The following is a 16944-nucleotide window of genomic DNA, read 5'->3' on the forward strand; positions in this document are numbered from 1 at the left end:
TATATATGGTAAAATTGTATAAAATAACAATATAATAAACATTTTAATAAAATAGGGGCATTTGAAATGAAAAGAATAGTTTTGACTTCTGTTGTTTTACTTTCATTACTGACATCTGTTGGCTGCTCGAAACATAAAGAAGAGGTGAAAGTAGCTGAACCTGTAACGACTGAACAGACTACGAAGGATAATTCAAAGTTATACAAGGAAGCTGGCTTACTTACTTTTAAAAATGAAAAGCAGCTAGAACTCGGGGAACTTGATTCAAAATCCCGTGCAACTTATGCTCACATTCAGCTAAAAGATAGTGATGAGCCTAAAGAAAAGAGAGAAGCTAAATTAACCTTTGATCCAGTTGGATGGCATAACTATAAATTTTACTACGGAGATGGTTCTAAAGAGGCTTGGCTGATGAATCGCGGTCATTTAGTTGGGTATCAATTTAGTGGACTTAACGATGAAGGCCGCAATCTAGTTCCTATGACAGCCTGGTTAAATACAGGTGCCTTTACTGGAACGGATGACAAAAATCAAAGTAGCATGCTCTATTATGAAAATGGGCTTGATTCATGGCTTGCAAATCATCCAAACTATTACCTTGACTATAAGGTGACAGCTGTCTATAAGGATAATGAATTGATTCCAAGACAGATTATCTTACAGTACGTAGGAATTGATCAGGATGGAAATTTGCTTGAAATTAAATTAGGTAGTAGCAAGGAAAAAATTGATAAGTATTCCGTAACCCATGTCGCCTTGGATAACGTTTCAGCCAATGCTGAAATAAATTATGCAGATGGTACTGCAAAGAATACGGTCAAGTCAGCTGAAGAACGCGCTGCAGAGCTTAAAGCAGCCGAGGAAAAAGCCAAGAAAGAGGCTGAAGAAAAAGAAGCACAAGAAAAAGCTAAAAAAGAAGCAGAAGAGAAGGCTAAAGAAGAACAGACACAGAAGGAAACTGAAGCACCAGCAGAAGAAGAATCACAAAGTAGTAATACAGGTGGCTACTTTAGAGATAGAAATGGAAGATGGCATCGACCAAATGGAAAGTTTGCCTCTAAAAAGGAAATTAGAGATGCTGGATTGCAATGGTGATAGTTTTCTCAAGTTTATATAAATCAGAATAATCACAGTCAAAAAGCCGTTGGAAAACGGTTTTTTGTTATAATTAAATTAAGATTCATAGATAACAAAGGAGGAAAACATGACATTTGAAGAAATTTTACCAGGACTAAAGGCAAAAAAGAAATACGTGCGTACTGGTTGGGGAGGAGCTGAAAACTATGTCCAGCTTTTTGATACCATCGAACAAAACGGGGTCGCTCTTGAAGTGACACCCTATTTCCTCATCAACGTATCTGGTGAAGGAGAAGGTTTTTCCATGTGGAGTCCGACTCCTTGTGATGTCCTAGCGACGGATTGGGTGGAAGTCCATGACTAAACGTGTCTTAGTTACGGGCGTTAGTTCAGGGATTGGTCTGGCTCAAGCTCGACTCTTTTTAGAGAATGGTTATCAAGTTTTTGGTGTGGATCAGGGTGAAAATCCTGCCTTACAAGGTGACTTTCACTTTCTACAACGTGATTTAGCACTTGACTCGGAACCTATTTTTGATTGGTGTCCTCGAGTCGATATTCTTTGTAATACGGCAGGTGTTTTGGATGACTACAAGCCCTTACTAGAACAATCCGCCCAAGAAATTCAAGAGATTTTTGAAATCAATTACGTAACTCCAGTAGAGTTGACCCGCCATTATTTGACACACATGCTGGAACATAAACATGGGATTATCATCAATATGTGCTCCATCGCTTCAAATCTAGCAGGCGGTGGTGGTCACGCCTATACCTCTTCTAAACACGCCTTGGCTGGATTCACCAAGCAATTAGCTCTGGACTATGCTGAAGCTGGTATTCAGGTCTTTGGCATCGCACCAGGTGCAGTTAAGACGGGTATGACGGCAGCTGACTTTGAACCAGGTGGTTTGGCGGACTGGGTAGCTAGTGAAACCCCCATCAAACGCTGGATTGAGCCAAGTGAAATTGCTGAAATTAGCCTATTTTTAGCCAGTGGGAAAGCGAGCGCCATGCAGGGGCAAATTCTCACTATTGATGGTGGATGGTCTTTGAAGTAGCAGAGTTGCTATTCTGTAAATATGTGGAGGTGAGCCATGAAAAGAAATGAGTTTGGATTTGTCTTGCCCAATCTCTACTATCAGTTTTTATCAGAGTGGGAAGAGATTGACCCCTATGAAATTGGAGATACAGGTATCTGTTTGTATGCTCAAGGGGATCTCCAGGAGCGTAATGAGACATATCAGATTGAGGAAGTAGAGTCAGATTACTTTATGATTGGACAAGAAGGAGATTTGGCTTACTTTATCAAGAAAAATTCTGATGATTGCATTTATGAAAATGATTTGGGAGCTTTAGGTTCTTTAAAAATGAAAAAAGTTGCTACTACAGTCTATGACTTTATTGATAAGGTACAAAAAGAAGAATTGTAGAAAACTGAAGGGAGTAATCATGTTTAGGATGCTTGATGAAGATTCACCGATTTCAAAAGAAGACCTTTTACAATTTGAGGAGATTCTTGAGAAGAAATTACCAGAGGCTATGATGGACTTTTATCTCAAGTACAACGGTGGTCAGCCCCAAGTAAGTGGTGTCCACGATGAACATCACCTCTTTCCTTTCAATTCCTTTAATTCACTTGAGGAAATGAGGAAGTCTCTTACATGGTATGACGATGAGGCTGTGCCTGCAGGATTTAGGGCTACAGGCCTTCTCCATTTCGCCTATGATCCTGGTTCTGGCACTTACGCTCTTTCTCTAAGGGAAGAGGATTATGGCAAGGTGTATTTCTATGTTTTAGAAGAAAAAGCCGAGATCTATGGTCAATGGGCTTCTTTTGAGGAATTTTTGAACTCTTTTGTTGAAGAGTGAGTTTAAAAAGGAGACGGGATGCGAAAACACCAAGAACTTTCACTAGAGCAGATAATCGAGCAGGTGCGCGTAGATCAATTAGTATCAGATGATTTTTGCCTCTATGGCAAGGAGGATGGAGAACTGAAACTGGATTGCCTTTATTGGGTATCAGATTATCCGGATGTAGTGGACGACTCTGATGTCTACCCAGCTGATGCATCGGAGCAAGATCTCCAGCTAGTCTACTATGGAGAGCAGTTGATTGATGTCCTTGCAGTCGCACTTGAGGAAAAGCCAGATGCAAGTCTCCAAGACTTGGTCGAAGCTTTGAATTATTATAATCAGCATGATAGCTTTATGCCTTTTGATTCTGATTAGCTCTCCTAGATTTATGGAGTTCCGTTACCAATAAACGTTTTCATAAGGAGTTAAGAAATGATGGATTACAAAAACATAAATGAAATAATTGCCCCTTTTAACCTGCTTGTATATGATGATGATCCTGAAAATGTTCGAGGGTCGCTCATTTATTACCCTGATGGAGAATACAGACAGGAAGTATTTGACACTCGAGAAGAGGAGGGATTTGAAGGAAATGGCTACGATTGGACATCTTTAGCTTTGGTATTTTTGGAGGAGAAAATGCCTGAATTAAGCGAAGCTATCGACTTTGATCCTGAAGGAAGTATGTTTTGCGCCTATTCTTCCAAGGTGGACGCTTTGGCTAGATTTGCTCTTGGCTTTAAAGAGTTTTGTGATGATATCAACACTATGAAAGACTTGTTCAGTCGAGCAGAGTTGGATTAGTTGACTAAAATCTCTTTAAATTTTTAAAAAAAGAATAGAAAGGATTTCAAATGAAGCTACCAGAAGTAGTTGAACAAATGGAAAAACATCCAGATCTACATCTCTATCTAGATAAAATTTTAAAAAAGAATAAGAAAACCCAAGTTAGCTATCTCGAGTCGCTGAATCATCTGGCCTATTTACTTTATCTGGATGGTCAAGAGAAAATGGCTAAGAAATTGTTGGAGAGTGTCATACAAGTCCCATTTGAAGGAAATTATAACACTTGGACCTTTGTTGATAGCTCTCTGGTTTTATTGGCCTATATGGAAAGAGAGGCAGAAAATAAGCTGTCTGCCTATAAAAAACTGCTTTTATCCCCATTAAAACAAGGGGAGGAATCCACTCAAAAAATAAGAAGGAGAGTTCATCAGAGATTTTTAAATGGTGATAGCTTGGAGCAAAAGCTTGCAAAAATCGAGCAAGCTTCAAGTCTTGAATCAGAAATGAAACGTCGTCTGCTATACTTGACAGATTTATTGAAGATTCACCTCTTTATTGCTGAGTCAACGTGTGAAGAGACAGATATTCAGACAAAAATCGAAGAGAATATGGAGATACTAAAGAAGTATATCAAGGAGCATGAAATCTATAGCCTCTTTCCTTTTAAGGGATAAGGTAAGTTATTGATCTTGGATTGTTAGAAAGAGTGGAAAATGGAAATCAAAAATCACTTTGGTGTATACGGAATCTGTCTTCAAGACGGGAAATTGCTTTGCATTGAGAAAACGAGAGGGCCTTATCAGCATCGTTTTGATTTACCTGGTGGTAGTCAGGAACTCGGTGAGGGGTTGACAGAAACCCTCAAGAGAGAACTTCTGGAAGAGACGGGGTATACGCTTATCCGTTATTGCAATCCTAGGATTTATGATGTGCTGGTTCAAGAAGAGGGGCAAGACTTCGCCGTACATCATATCATGGCCTTTTATGATATCGTACTTGATTTAGAACGTTCTCAAAAATCCCTTCCTCATGAAGTTCTTGATGGAAGTAACGATTCAGCAAAGGCAGTTTGGGTCCCTATTGAGCAGATGACCGAAGAAAATGCCTCACCCTTAGTATTGAAGGTGAAGGCAGAGTTACGAGGATTTCCAGAATTGGACAAGACCTCTTACATGAATTGGAAGGTAAAAAATGCAAAATCAACTGGCTCTTAGTGGCGAAAGAATTGTTGAAAAAATTTACCGACAACTATTTCATCATGTTGGTATGATTCGTGGGGAATACTTGTTGAGAGAAATAAACCAAAACATCCTGTTACCAAGTTGTCAGCAATTTGTAAAAGATTATCTAGACACTATTTGCCATTTATACTCAGATGAAGAAGTCTGGTATCGATTTTCAGAGTTAACAAATGCAGAAGCAAATAGTCTAGACGGGACTAAAGAGTATTTTGACGAACGCCACCCCTTATTTGGATATAGAGGAACTAGGCGTTTACTGGCGTGTCCAGATGAATTTCAGGCTGAGGCACATGTCGTTACAGAAGTTTATCAAACCAATACCAATCTGTCTGTTATTTTTCCTTTTGTCAATGATGCTGAACAGTTAAAACAAGCTATTAGAGTATTGCGCCAGCATGGTTTTACTGGAAAAGTTGGAACAATGATTGAATTACCGTCAGCTTATTTTGACTTGGACAGGATACTGGAAATTGGCATTTTAAAGATTGTAGTTGGAATGAATGATTTGACTTCATTTATTTTTGCAACTGTGAGAAATAGTCAATGGCATGATATGGAAAGTCCCATTATGTTACAAATGCTGAGACAGATGCAGGATAAAGCAAGGATGAAAAAGATAGATTTCGCTGTAGCAGGTTATCTGAATCCTTCTTTCATACAAAAAATGAATCAAATGGATATCAAATGCATAATCCACTACAGTTCTATTCCAGAGATTTTTGATTTAAAAATTGACCATCCAGACCATCTCAAACGTGTAAAAGAAGAAAGTAAAAAAATACAAAGGAGCAACCTATGACACCTCAAGAAATGTGGAATGCCTATAAGAAAATCAACCCCTCTATCGGTGATGAGATAGATGCCTGGGCTTTTGGAGTAGAAGCCGATCTCTTGGCAGATTTGGTTTTAAAAGGTGAAAAGACTGCAACTACATCAGCCTATGATCTTTATGCAGTTGATAACGATCCCCTGCCACAAGAAGGGACCTTTGACATCATTTTAGATAGCCAAGATCGGGCTGTCTGCATTATCGAAATTACAAAGGTTTCCGTTCAGCCTTTCCATCAGGTTTCAGCCGACCATGCCTACAAGGAAGGTGAAGGAGACAAATCTTTAGCCTATTGGCGTCAGGTTCATGAGGACTGTTTCGCTGAGTGGATGAGGGAGGCTGGACTGACTTTTACACCTGACAGCAAGGTTGTTTTGGAAGAATTTCGCAAGGTCTACCCTCTGTAGGCTACTAGTAAGAAGAAAGTTTTGGAAATCACCGTCCAAAGCTTTTTTCTGACTTAAAATATGATAAAATAGGTATGTTTGAACTAGAGCATTTGCTCAGAAATATAGAATAGGAGAAAATGATGCAAGCAGTTGAACATTATATTAAACAATTTGTTCCTGAACATTATGATTTGTTTTTAGACTTGAGTCGTGAGACCAAGACTTTTTCAGGAAAAGTAACCATTACCGGTCAAGCTCAAAGTGACCGAATTTCCCTTCACCAAAAGGACTTAGAAATCGCTTCTGTAGAAGTAGCAGGTCAAGCTCGCCCATTCACAGTTGATAATGAAAACGAAGCCCTTCATATCGAACTTGCGGAAGCAGGTCAAGTTGAAGTGGTCATCGCTTTTTCAGGAAAAATTACAGACAACATGACAGGAATCTACCCATCATACTATACAGTTGATGGTGTTAAAAAAGAAGTTTTGTCAACTCAGTTTGAAAGTCACTTTGCTCGTGAAGCCTTCCCATGTGTGGATGAGCCAGAAGCCAAAGCAACCTTTGACCTAGCTCTTCGCTTTGACCAAGCAGAAGGTGAGTTGGCCTTGTCTAACATGCCAGAAATTGACGTTGAAAACCGCAAGGAAACTGGTATCTGGAAATTTGAGACAACTCCACGTATGTCTTCGTACTTGCTGGCTTTCGTAGCAGGTGATTTGCAAGGGGTAACTGCCAAAACTAAAAATGGTACGCTGGTAGGTGTTTACTCAACCAAGGCCCATCCACTTTCAAACCTTGATTTCTCACTAGATATCGCTGTTCGCTCAATTGAATTTTACGAAGACTACTACGGAGTCAAGTACCCAATCCCTCAATCTCTCCACATCGCCCTTCCTGACTTCTCAGCTGGTGCTATGGAAAACTGGGGTCTGGTAACTTATCGTGAAGTTTACTTGGTTGTGGATGAGAACTCTACCTTTGCCAGCCGTCAACAAGTTGCTCTAGTCATTGCCCATGAGCTTGCTCACCAATGGTTTGGTAACCTTGTGACTATGAAGTGGTGGGATGACCTTTGGCTCAATGAAAGCTTCGCGAACATGATGGAATACGTCTGTGTGGATGCCATCGAGCCAAGTTGGAATATCTTTGAAGATTTCCAAACAGGTGGAGTACCTCTTGCTCTTGAACGCGATGCGACGGATGGCGTTCAATCTGTTCACGTTGAAGTCAAACACCCAGATGAAATCAATACGCTCTTTGATGGAGCTATCGTCTATGCCAAAGGAAGTCGCCTCATGCACATGCTTCGTCGTTGGTTAGGGGATGCTGATTTTGCCAAAGGTTTGCATGCTTACTTTGAAAAACACCAATACGGAAATACCATTGGTCGTGACCTTTGGAATGCCCTTGGTCAAGCATCAGGCCGTGATGTAGCAGCCTTTATGGATTCTTGGTTGGAGCAACCTGGTTATCCAGTTTTGACTGCTACAGTTGAAAATGATGTTTTGAAGATCTCACAAAAACAATTCTTCATCGGTGAGCATGAAGACAAGAATCGTCTTTGGGTAGTGCCACTTAACAGCAACTGGAAAGGAGTACCAGATACTCTCGAAACTGAAAGTATCGAAATCCCCGGCTATGCAGCACTTCTTGCTGAAAATGAAGGAGCACTTCGTCTCAACACTGAAAATACAGCCCACTACATTACAGACTATCAAGGTCAATTACTTGATGCTGTGCTTGCAGATCTAGTAGAACTTGATAACACAAGTAAACTTCAAATCGTCCAAGAACGTCGTTTGCTTGCTGAAGCAGGGCACATTTCGTACGCAGACTTGCTTCCAGTGGTGGATCAATTGGCTAAAGAAGAATCTTATCTCGTTGTTTCAGCAGTTTCACAAGTTATCGGAGCGCTTGATCGCTTTATCGATGAAGGAACTGAGACAGAAAAAGCCTTTAAAGCCCTTATTGCTAAACTGGCTCGTTACAACTATGACCGTCTTGGCTTTGAAGCTAAAGAGGGTGAATCTGATGAGGATGAATTGGTTCGTCAATTGACAATTTCTATGATGATTCGTTCAAATGATGAAGAAGCTAGTCAAGTTGCTAGCCAAATTTTCGAAGCCCACAAGGATAATCTTTCAGGACTTCCAGCAGCTATTCGTTCACAAGTTCTCATCAATGAAATGAAACACCATGAGACTAAGGAATTGGTCGCAACTTATCTCGATCTTTATACTCATGCCACAGATGCCGCCTTTAAACGCCAATTGGCAGCTGCTCTTGCCTACAGTACAGATGCGGATAATATCCAAACCTTGATTGCTTCTTGGAAGGACAAATTTGTGGTAAAACCACAAGACTTATCAGCTTGGTACTTCCAATTCTTAGGTCATCAAGCAACCCAGGAAACAGCGTGGTCTTGGGCGCGTGAAAACTGGGATTGGATTAAGGCTGCCCTTGGAGGAGATATGAGCTTTGATAGCTTTGTTATCCTTCCTGCCCATGTATTCAAGTCAGAACAACGCTTGGCGGAATACAAGGAATTCTTTGAGCCACAACTTTCTGACCTAGCTCTTAGCCGTAACATCGGTATGGGAATCAAGGAAATCGCAGCTCGCGTTGAATTGATTAAGCGTGAAAAAGCAGCAGTTGAAGCAGTTGTAGCTAAATATAGCAAAGCTTAAAAGATTCTAGTCTAACTAGATTACAAAAACTCAACTTTCTCTTGGAAAAACAAGGGAAGTTGAGTTTTTTTTAAGATATTTTTGCTATAATAGGTATAATAAGGAGGAATTTTTGATGATCAAAATTCTATTAGTGGAAGATGACCTAGGCCTGTCAAATTCAGTTTTTGATTTTTTGGATGATTTTGCGGATGTCATGCAGGTTTTTGATGGCGAAGAAGGTCTTTATGAGGCCGAAAGTGGTGTTTATGACTTGATTTTATTGGACTTGATGTTACCTGAGAAAAATGGGTTCCAAGTTTTAAAAGAATTGCGTGAAAAAGGGATTTCGACTCCTGTTCTGATCATGACAGCCAAGGAAAGTCTTGATGATAAGGGACATGGATTTGAGCTTGGGGCAGATGATTATCTAACAAAACCATTTTATCTAGAAGAGCTCAAGATGCGTATCCAAGCGCTGCTCAAACGTTCTGGTAAGTTCAATGAAAATACCCTCTCTTATGGTGATTTGACAGTTAATCTATCTACAAATGAAGTTAAAATCAATGATACTGTTGTGGAACTATTAGGTAAAGAATTTGATCTCTTGGTTTATTTCCTCCAAAATCAAAATGTGATCTTACCAAAAACACAAATTTTTGACCGTTTGTGGGGATTTGACAGTGACACAACCATCTCCGTGGTAGAAGTCTATGTATCAAAAGTTCGTAAGAAATTAAAGGGCTCAGTCTTTGCTGAAAACCTCCAAACCTTGCGTAGTGTTGGGTATATTTTAAAACATGTTTAAAAAAATTAAAAAGAATTGGTACGCAGAAGATTTCAGTTATTTTATCCGTAATTTTGGAGTATTTACTCTGATTTTCTCTGCTATGACCTTGATTATCTTGCAGGTTATGCACTCCAGTCTCTACACATCGGTTGATGAAAAACTCTTATCACTGAGCAAAAATCCTCAGGACGTTATTCAATTGGCGGTCAATCGTGCAACTGAGGACGTTAAGGATTTAGGTAGTGCCAATGTTGCTCCAGCTTCTGATAAAAAACCAACGGTTAGTTCCAATACGGAAGTGATATTGCTAGATTCAAATTTGAATCAATTAGTGACTGGCAACCGCTTTTTAGGTCTTGATAAGATTACTTTTAATAAAAAGGATTTGAATCATATTCGACAACTTCATGTTCAGAATAGTTATGGTCAGGATGAGATTTACCGAGTGATTCTATCTGAAATAAATATCGATTCTGTCTCGACCAATATTAAGTATGCAGCGGTTTTGATAAATACCAGTCAGATAGAGCAAATTAGTCAAAATCATGAGCAATTAATCGTGGTAGTCATGGCTAGCTTCTGGATTTTATCCATTATTGCCAGCCTTTATCTTGCGCGTGTCAGTGTTAAACCTCTACTTGAAAGCATGCAAAAGCAACAGAGTTTTGTGGAAAATGCCAGTCATGAGCTACGAACTCCATTAGCTGTTCTGCAAAATCGTCTAGAAACTCTTTTCAGAAAACCTGAGGCAACTATTATGGAGTCAAGTGAGAGTATTGCTTCCAGTCTAGAAGAAGTTCGTAATATGCGCTTTTTAACGACTAATCTCCTTAATTTAGCTCGTCGTGATGACGGCATTAAACCGGAATTAGGAGAGGTAGAGCCAGCCTTCTTTAACACAACTTTTACTAACTATGAGATGATCGCATCTGAAAATAACCGCGTTTTTCATTTTGAAAATCGCATCCATCGGACCATCATAACAGACAAGCTTCTTCTTAAGCAACTGATGACTATCTTGTTTGACAATGCTGTCAAGTACACAGAAGAAGAAGGAGATATCCATTTTGTCATTGCTACGACGGAGCGTAATCTCTATTTGTCAGTAGCTGATGATGGAATTGGTATTTCTGCAGTAGATAAAAAGAAAATTTTTGATCGCTTTTACAGGGTTGATAAGGCTCGTACTCGGCAAAAAGGTGGTTTTGGGTTAGGCTTATCCTTAGCCAAACAGATTGTCGATGCTCTTAAAGGAACCATCAGTGTCAAAGATAACAAACCTCATGGTACGATTTTTGAAGTAAAAATCGCTATCCAAACACCATCCAAGCGTAAAAATAAATAAAAAAGATAGTTCCAGAGAACTGTTCAGTTAAGGTCTAAAGAAATCAAATGTAATTAAAATGCTTTAAGAGGGAAAAGGTTAATTGGTAGAATCGTCTACTGATTAACCTTTTCTTTTAATTTTATAGATTGGGAACTTCAATATGGTATTTTGAAAAATTTGTAATTATGATAAAATAAGATGGATAGTTTATGAGATACTTTTAAATTTTGAGGTAGCATGATAATTACGTGCGATGAATAATGGCAAGTATTTGGTAATAGATTCATGACTTAAACAAATAATCTGTTATCGATATCACCGAAATAGATGCTATAAATAATAGCAAGGAGCAAATATAAAATGAGTACACTTCTAACAAAGAAAGAAATGACAGAAGAAGACATAAAATTTCATTATATTAGCCCTGCTATTGTCTCTAAATGGGATAGAGATAAAATTACCATGGAGACAAAAATAACAGATGGTAAAATTAATCTCCGTGGGAATTTAATTTCTAGAGAAAAACCAAAGAAAGCAGATTATGTACTGTATCTAAATCCTAATAAACCAATTGCTATTGTAGAAGCAAAAGACAATAAGCATAGTATGTCGTTCGGCTTACAACAAGCCATGACCTATGCTGAAATGCTTGATGTACCTTTTGCTTATAGTTCTAATGGAGATGGTTTTTTTGAGCATGATTTTTTAACTGGGAAAGAACGAGAACTTTCTTTGGATGAGTTTCCTACTGAAGAAGAGCTCATAAATAGATATAAGGCGGAATCGAATAATGGAGAAGGGTTAAGTTCACAAGAAGAAAAAATCATTGATCAACCTTACTTCTCAAGTATGAACTCTTACCCTCCTAGATATTATCAAAGGGTTGCAGTAAACAGAACCGTTGAGCAAATTGCATCAGGAAAAGATAGATTATTGCTTGTGATGGCGACTGGAACAGGAAAAACCTATACTGCATTTCAAATCGTATACAGACTGCTTCAAAGTGGGATGAAAAGAAAAATCTTATATTTGGCGGATAGAAATATCTTAGTCGATCAGTCTATTCAACAAGATTTTTCTCCTCTTGAAAAAGTCATTCATAAAATTAACGTAGCCAAGGATGACCCTAGCACGATTACTTCTCATCAGGTCTATTTTTCACTATACCAACAATTAGTTGGAGAGGACGATAAGGAGCATTTTTCTGAGCTTTTTAGACCAGATTTCTTTGACCTCATTATCGTAGATGAGTGTCATCGCGGTTCTGCTAAGGAAGAATCTAGATGGAGAAAAATTTTAGAATACTTTTCTTCTGCTACACAGATAGGAATGACAGCAACACCAAAGGAAACCAAATATGTTTCGAATATCAATTATTTTGGCGATCCGATTTATACCTACTCTCTTAAAAAAGGGATTGAAGATGGCTTTTTAGCACCATTTAAGGTAATCAATATTACAACTGATATTGGTGATGGTTGGAGACCAGTCAAAGGACAAAAAGATAAATTTGGAAACCTCATTGAAGATAGACTATATAACAATACAGACTATGATTACAACATCATCATAGAAGATAGAACCAACCAAGTAGCTAGTGAAATTACAAAATATCTAAAGGCGACAGACCGTATGGCAAAAACGATTGTTTTTTGCCCAACAGAAGAAGCTGCTGAAAGGATGAGAATTGCCCTTGTTAACCATAATGCTGATATGGTAAAAGAAAACTCAGACTACTGTGTTCGTATTACAGGCAGTGATGATTATGGGAAAAGTAAGCTAGATTACTTTATATCTGTGTCTGCAAAATATCCAGTTATTGCCACAACATCTAAACTTCTTTCCACGGGTGCAGACTGTAAGATGACAAAACTGATTGTTTTAGATGAAATGATTGGATCGATGACAGAGTTTAAGCAAATTATTGGTCGTGGTACTAGACTTCGTGAAAAAGAAGGAAAGACTCACTTTGTTGTGATGGACTTTAGAAATGTTTCAAGACTCTTTGCTGATCCAGACTGGGATGGTCCAATTGAAATTGACGATGACTTTGACCCTGAAAACAATCCTAAAGGTGGTAAAACAAAGAAAGGTGGAGATGGTACACCACCGAATCCTCCTGCAATAAAACCAATTGTTGATAGAAATGGTTGCAAAGTTGAAATCATTCATAAAACAGTCTCTGTCTATGATACAAATGGTAAGTTACTGAGACAGGAAAGTATTGTCGATTATACCAAAGAAAATATTAGGGGTGAATACGCGACATTAGATGCCTTTATTCGTGAATGGAGAAAAGACCCCAAAAAAGACAAGATACAAAGTATACTTCTGGAGCGTGGGATTGACATCGAACAGCTCAAAAAAGAACAGGCTATGGAAGAAGTCGATGATTTTGATTTTATCTGCCATATTGCCTTTAATCAAAAACCACTGACTAGAAAAGAACGAGCAGAAAATGTAAAGAAACAGGATTTCTTTAGTCGCTATAATGGAGTTGCTAAAGAAGTGTTAGAAGCACTGCTTGATAAGTATATGAATAAAGGAATTACAGAAATTACGACTACGGAAGTTTTGAGATTAGATCCTTTTATGAAATTAGGTAAGCCATCTAAAATCGCTAGTTACTTTGGAGGAAAAGATGGCTATAAACATGCTGTAGAAGAACTACAAAATGCAATTTATAACTAAGGAAGGATTTGATAATGAGTAATCTATCAGGATTTATAAAACGATTACGAGATATTATGCGGAACGATGCAGGTATCAATGGAGATGCCCAAAGAATTGAGCAAATTACGTGGATGCTCTTGCTAAAAGTATACGACGCAAAAGAAAGTGACTGGGAAATGAACGAGGACGATTACACCTCCATCATTCCCAATGAATGCCGATGGATTAACTGGGCGCATGATGATAAGACTGGACTTGCTCTAACGGGAGATGATTTATTGAATTTTGTCAATAACACGCTCTTTCCAACACTAAAAAACTTAGCAGTCACTCGTGAGACCCCAATCAAAAAAGCGATTGTTCAGACAGTTTTTCAAGACGCCAATAACTACATGAAAGACGGAGTCCTTCTGAGACAAGTTATCAATGTCATTGATGAAATTGACTTTGGAGATTATAATGAAAGCCATGCCTTTGGAGAAATCTATGAGACTATCCTAAAAGAACTACAAAGTGCAGGATCTAGTGGTGAGTTCTATACACCTCGTGCAGTAACGGACTTTATGGCCAAGATGATAGAGCCGAAGATCGGTGAAACCATGGCGGACTTGGCTTGTGGTACAGGTGGATTTATCACAAGTTGGCTCAAAGAGCTTCATCAAAAGGTAGAGACAGTTGCTGATGAAGAAGCCTATTCTTCTTCTATCTATGGAATCGAAAAGAAACAATTTCCTTATATGCTGGCTGTTACCAATATGCTTCTTCATGATTTGGATGTCCCGCAAATCTATCATGACAATACGCTACTTAGAGATGTACTCGACTATACAGATGATGACAAATTTGATGTTATCCTGATGAACCCTCCTTATGGTGGTTCAGAAAAAGCGGATGTCAAAAGTCATTTTCCGTCAGATTTAGCAAGCTCTGAAACGGCAGACCTTTTCATGTCGGTTATCATGTATCGTCTGAAAGAAAAAGGACGAGCAGCTGTCATCCTGCCAGATGGATTTTTATTTGGTACCGATAATGCCAAGCTCAATATCAAAAAGAAACTATTAAATGAGTTTAATCTACACACCATTATCCGTTTGCCATCTAGTGTCTTTAGTCCCTATACTTCGATTACGACCAATATTCTTTTCATTGATAAGACAGGTCCTACAAAGGAGACTTGGATTTATCGACTAGATAAACCAGAAGGCTACAAGAACTTCTCGAAAACAAAACCCATGAAGTTAGAGCACTTTGAACCAGTTATCTCATGGTGGCATCAACGAGAAGAAATCCTAGTAGACGGTTTTGATAAGGCTAAGAAATTTACCAGAGAAGAGCTAGAGGAAAAGTACGGCTACAATCTCGATCTATGTGGCTACCCACATGAAGAAGAAGTCATCCTAGCACCACACGATCTGATCCATGAGTACCAAGAAGAGAGAGCCAGCCTCAATGCAGAAATTGACCGAGTCCTAGAAGAGATAGAAAAACTGTTGGGAGGTAAGATTCAATGACGCCCCAACAGTTAAAAAATGCTATCTTGCAGCAGGCCATCCAAGGAAAACTAGTCGAGCAAAGAGCAGAAGAAGGCACAGGCGAGGAACTATATAAAGCTATTCAAGACGAAAAACAAAAGCTGATCCAAGAAGGCAAGCTCAAGAAACAAAAAGCCCTCCCTGAAATCGCAGCAGACGATATCCCCTTTGAGATACCTGAGACTTGGAAGTGGGTGAGGTTGGGGGACTTATCCAAATCGGTACAATATGGGTATAATGCTCCTGCAAAAAATGAAGGGCGAATCAAAATGGTTCGTATAAGTGACATTCAAGACGATTCTGTATGTTGGGATACAGTGCCATATTGTGATATTCGTGAAGAGGAAATTGAGCAATACTTACTAAAAAATAATGATATTTTATTTGCTAGAACAGGCGGAACTGTTGGGAAATCATTTTTGGTAAAAAATATAAGTGAAAATGCAATTTATGCAGGATATCTTATTAGAACACAATATGGAAAAAACATTGTTCCTCAGTTCTTAAAATATTTTATGGGCAGTGAACTATATTGGTCACAATTACGTATTGGTACGATTGCTACAGCACAGCCGAATTGCAATGGGCAAACTTTGTCAAAGATGATACTCCCCCTACCCCCTCTCGCAGAACAAAAGCGGATTGTTGAGAAAATCGAAGAGCTTTTGCCCCTGGTCGAAAGATATGAAAAGGCCTGGGCTAGGCTAGAAGAACTAAACAAAAAGTTCCCTCTTGATATGCAAAAAGCCATACTTGGACAAGCCATCCAAGGAAAACTCGTCAAGCAAAGAGCAGAAGAAGGCACAAGTCAAGAGCTTTATAAAGCCATCCAAGACGAAAAGCAAAAGCTGATCCAAGAAGGAAAGCTCAAGAAACAAAAAGCCCTTCCTGAAATCACAGAAGAGGAAATCCCCTTTGAAATACCTGAGACTTGGAAGTGGGTGAGGTTAGGGGATATTGTTAATTTTTCAATTGGAAAAACTCCGCCTAGAGCAGAAGCAGAATGGTGGGGTAATGATTTACCTTGGGTTTCTATTTCTGATATGTCTGATTATGGTTTTATAAAATCAACAAAGGAAAAAGTATCTAAAAAAGCAGTTAAAGAAAAATTTGTTAAAACAGTGTCTAAAGAAATACTTTTAATGAGCTTTAAATTAACAGTTGGAAGAACTTCCATATTAAAAATTGACGCGGTTCACAATGAAGCTATTATTTCAATTGTTCCATTAGTTGACAATAAATACTCTTTTAGAGATATGTTGTTTTATGTTCTACCAATCATTTCTCAATGGGGAGAAAGTAAAAATGCAATCAAAGGTAAAACATTAAATACTACTAGTATTAATAACTTACTCATCCCTCTCCCCCCACTCGCAGAACAAAAACGAATTGTTGAGAAAATAGAAGAGCTATTGCCCCTGGTTGAAAAACTAAAATAACTCTGACCAAGACATCCAGCTAGCTGGGTGTCTTTTTGTGAAATGATTTCTCCTATCTATCGGATAAAAGAAATTGTTTTTCATCAATGTTTTTAAGTCGATCATTTTCTCAAGATTAGAAGTAGAAGGAGCGCTCTCTATGTCTAAAAGGAGTTTTATGGATATGTCAAATTTCTGTAAAACTAAACAACTTTTGAAGTAAAAATCGCCAACCAAACACCATCCAAGCGTAAAAATAAATAAAAAAAGCTGTGACTTAGAAAGCGGTAGACCAAGTATCGCTTTTCTAGTCGCAGCTCTTTAGCTATCCTATAAAAAATAGGTCGGGACAAAAATCCCGACCT

At 38.5% G+C, this 16944-nt stretch carries 17 protein-coding genes; all 17 read left to right on the plus strand.

The features are described 5' to 3' along the window. The first annotated feature begins 66 nt into the window (after positions 1-66). Positions 67-1095, plus strand: a complete 1029-nt coding sequence (locus HMPREF2795_RS08630) for a DNA/RNA non-specific endonuclease (protein ID WP_075228649.1) — start codon at positions 67-69, stop codon at positions 1093-1095. A gap of 109 nt (positions 1096-1204) precedes the next feature. Then, positions 1205-1441 carry a DUF2829 domain-containing protein gene (locus tag HMPREF2795_RS08635; protein ID WP_000141913.1) on the plus strand — a complete coding sequence of 79 codons (237 nt, stop codon included), beginning with the start codon at positions 1205-1207 and terminating at the stop codon, positions 1439-1441. After that, positions 1434-2132 (plus strand): 3-oxoacyl-ACP reductase, encoded by a 699-nt coding sequence (locus tag HMPREF2795_RS08640; RefSeq protein WP_075228650.1) that lies wholly within the window; start codon positions 1434-1436, stop codon positions 2130-2132. Before HMPREF2795_RS08635 ends, HMPREF2795_RS08640 begins: the two co-directional genes overlap by 8 nt. A gap of 36 nt (positions 2133-2168) precedes the next feature. Further along, positions 2169-2504 carry a hypothetical protein gene (locus HMPREF2795_RS08645; protein ID WP_075228651.1) on the plus strand — a complete coding sequence of 112 codons (336 nt, stop codon included), beginning with the start codon at positions 2169-2171 and terminating at the stop codon, positions 2502-2504. A gap of 19 nt (positions 2505-2523) precedes the next feature. Then, positions 2524-2943, plus strand: a complete 420-nt coding sequence (locus HMPREF2795_RS08650) for an SMI1/KNR4 family protein (protein WP_075228652.1) — start codon at positions 2524-2526, stop codon at positions 2941-2943. Positions 2944-2961: 18 nt separating this feature from the next. Then, positions 2962-3303 (plus strand): DUF7716 domain-containing protein, encoded by a 342-nt coding sequence (locus HMPREF2795_RS08655; RefSeq protein ID WP_075228653.1) that lies wholly within the window; start codon positions 2962-2964, stop codon positions 3301-3303. 57 nt (positions 3304-3360) lie between these two features. Further along, positions 3361-3732 carry an Imm51 family immunity protein gene (locus HMPREF2795_RS08660; protein WP_075228654.1) on the plus strand — a complete coding sequence of 124 codons (372 nt, stop codon included), beginning with the start codon at positions 3361-3363 and terminating at the stop codon, positions 3730-3732. 50 nt (positions 3733-3782) lie between these two features. Next, the gene (locus HMPREF2795_RS08665) at positions 3783-4388 is read left to right on the plus strand and encodes a DUF6707 family protein (protein WP_075228655.1); all 606 of its coding nucleotides are present in this window, start codon (positions 3783-3785) and stop codon (positions 4386-4388) included. A 39-nt stretch (positions 4389-4427) separates the two neighbouring features. Next, the gene (locus tag HMPREF2795_RS08670; RefSeq protein WP_075228656.1) at positions 4428-4928 is read left to right on the plus strand and encodes an NUDIX hydrolase; all 501 of its coding nucleotides are present in this window, start codon (positions 4428-4430) and stop codon (positions 4926-4928) included. Then, positions 4906-5754: a putative PEP-binding protein gene (locus tag HMPREF2795_RS08675; protein ID WP_075228657.1), complete on the plus strand. Its 849-nt coding sequence runs from the start codon at positions 4906-4908 to the stop codon at positions 5752-5754. Before HMPREF2795_RS08670 ends, HMPREF2795_RS08675 begins: the two co-directional genes overlap by 23 nt. Next, entirely contained in the window at positions 5751-6191 is a 441-nt protein-coding gene (locus HMPREF2795_RS08680) for an ASCH domain-containing protein (protein ID WP_075228658.1), read from the plus strand. The genes HMPREF2795_RS08675 and HMPREF2795_RS08680 overlap by 4 nt, the downstream gene beginning before the upstream one ends. 122 nt (positions 6192-6313) lie before the next feature. Continuing rightward, a complete protein-coding gene (locus HMPREF2795_RS08685) occupies positions 6314-8860 on the plus strand; it encodes a M1 family metallopeptidase (protein WP_075228659.1) in 2547 nt (848 codons plus the stop codon). A 115-nt stretch (positions 8861-8975) separates the two neighbouring features. Then, positions 8976-9647, plus strand: coding sequence for a response regulator transcription factor (locus tag HMPREF2795_RS08690; RefSeq protein WP_061862933.1), 672 nt, complete (start codon positions 8976-8978; stop codon positions 9645-9647). Next, complete coding sequence (locus HMPREF2795_RS08695; RefSeq protein WP_061862934.1) at positions 9640-10974, plus strand: sensor histidine kinase; 1335 nt, start codon at positions 9640-9642, stop codon at positions 10972-10974. The genes HMPREF2795_RS08690 and HMPREF2795_RS08695 overlap by 8 nt, the downstream gene beginning before the upstream one ends. A 342-nt stretch (positions 10975-11316) precedes the next feature. Beyond that, positions 11317-13647: an EcoAI/FtnUII family type I restriction enzme subunit R gene (gene hsdR, locus HMPREF2795_RS08700; RefSeq protein ID WP_075228660.1), complete on the plus strand. Its 2331-nt coding sequence runs from the start codon at positions 11317-11319 to the stop codon at positions 13645-13647. A gap of 14 nt (positions 13648-13661) precedes the next feature. Further along, a complete protein-coding gene (locus tag HMPREF2795_RS08705; protein WP_075228661.1) occupies positions 13662-15140 on the plus strand; it encodes a class I SAM-dependent DNA methyltransferase in 1479 nt (492 codons plus the stop codon). Beyond that, on the plus strand, positions 15137-16600 hold the full coding sequence (locus HMPREF2795_RS08710; RefSeq protein ID WP_075228662.1) for a restriction endonuclease subunit S: 1464 nt from the start codon (positions 15137-15139) through the stop codon (positions 16598-16600). Before HMPREF2795_RS08705 ends, HMPREF2795_RS08710 begins: the two co-directional genes overlap by 4 nt. Positions 16601-16944: the final 344 nt, after the last annotated feature.

Origin of the sequence: Streptococcus sp. HMSC056C01 (genome assembly GCF_001811305.1) — a bacterium.
In the GTDB taxonomy this organism is placed as follows: domain Bacteria; phylum Bacillota; class Bacilli; order Lactobacillales; family Streptococcaceae; genus Streptococcus.

Bases quoted from the DNA above. Each gene is read 5' to 3' on its own strand.
- HMPREF2795_RS08675 (WP_075228657.1), top strand. From the start codon at position 4,906: ATGCAAAATCAACTGGCTCTTAGTGGCGAAAGAATTGTTGAAAAAATT.
- HMPREF2795_RS08680 (WP_075228658.1), top strand. From the start codon at position 5,751: ATGACACCTCAAGAAATGTGGAATGCCTATAAGAAAATCAACCCCTCT.
- HMPREF2795_RS08685 (WP_075228659.1), top strand. From the start codon at position 6,314: ATGCAAGCAGTTGAACATTATATTAAACAATTTGTTCCTGAACATTAT.
- HMPREF2795_RS08695 (WP_061862934.1), top strand. From the start codon at position 9,640: ATGTTTAAAAAAATTAAAAAGAATTGGTACGCAGAAGATTTCAGTTAT.
- HMPREF2795_RS08650 (WP_075228652.1), top strand. From the start codon at position 2,524: ATGTTTAGGATGCTTGATGAAGATTCACCGATTTCAAAAGAAGACCTT.
- HMPREF2795_RS08630 (WP_075228649.1), top strand. From the start codon at position 67: ATGAAAAGAATAGTTTTGACTTCTGTTGTTTTACTTTCATTACTGACA.
- HMPREF2795_RS08660 (WP_075228654.1), top strand. From the start codon at position 3,361: ATGATGGATTACAAAAACATAAATGAAATAATTGCCCCTTTTAACCTG.
- hsdR (WP_075228660.1), top strand. From the start codon at position 11,317: ATGAGTACACTTCTAACAAAGAAAGAAATGACAGAAGAAGACATAAAA.
- HMPREF2795_RS08710 (WP_075228662.1), top strand. From the start codon at position 15,137: ATGACGCCCCAACAGTTAAAAAATGCTATCTTGCAGCAGGCCATCCAA.
- HMPREF2795_RS08645 (WP_075228651.1), top strand. From the start codon at position 2,169: ATGAAAAGAAATGAGTTTGGATTTGTCTTGCCCAATCTCTACTATCAG.
- HMPREF2795_RS08705 (WP_075228661.1), top strand. From the start codon at position 13,662: ATGAGTAATCTATCAGGATTTATAAAACGATTACGAGATATTATGCGG.
- HMPREF2795_RS08690 (WP_061862933.1), top strand. From the start codon at position 8,976: ATGATCAAAATTCTATTAGTGGAAGATGACCTAGGCCTGTCAAATTCA.
- HMPREF2795_RS08655 (WP_075228653.1), top strand. From the start codon at position 2,962: ATGCGAAAACACCAAGAACTTTCACTAGAGCAGATAATCGAGCAGGTG.
- HMPREF2795_RS08665 (WP_075228655.1), top strand. From the start codon at position 3,783: ATGAAGCTACCAGAAGTAGTTGAACAAATGGAAAAACATCCAGATCTA.
- HMPREF2795_RS08640 (WP_075228650.1), top strand. From the start codon at position 1,434: ATGACTAAACGTGTCTTAGTTACGGGCGTTAGTTCAGGGATTGGTCTG.
- HMPREF2795_RS08670 (WP_075228656.1), top strand. From the start codon at position 4,428: ATGGAAATCAAAAATCACTTTGGTGTATACGGAATCTGTCTTCAAGAC.
- HMPREF2795_RS08635 (WP_000141913.1), top strand. From the start codon at position 1,205: ATGACATTTGAAGAAATTTTACCAGGACTAAAGGCAAAAAAGAAATAC.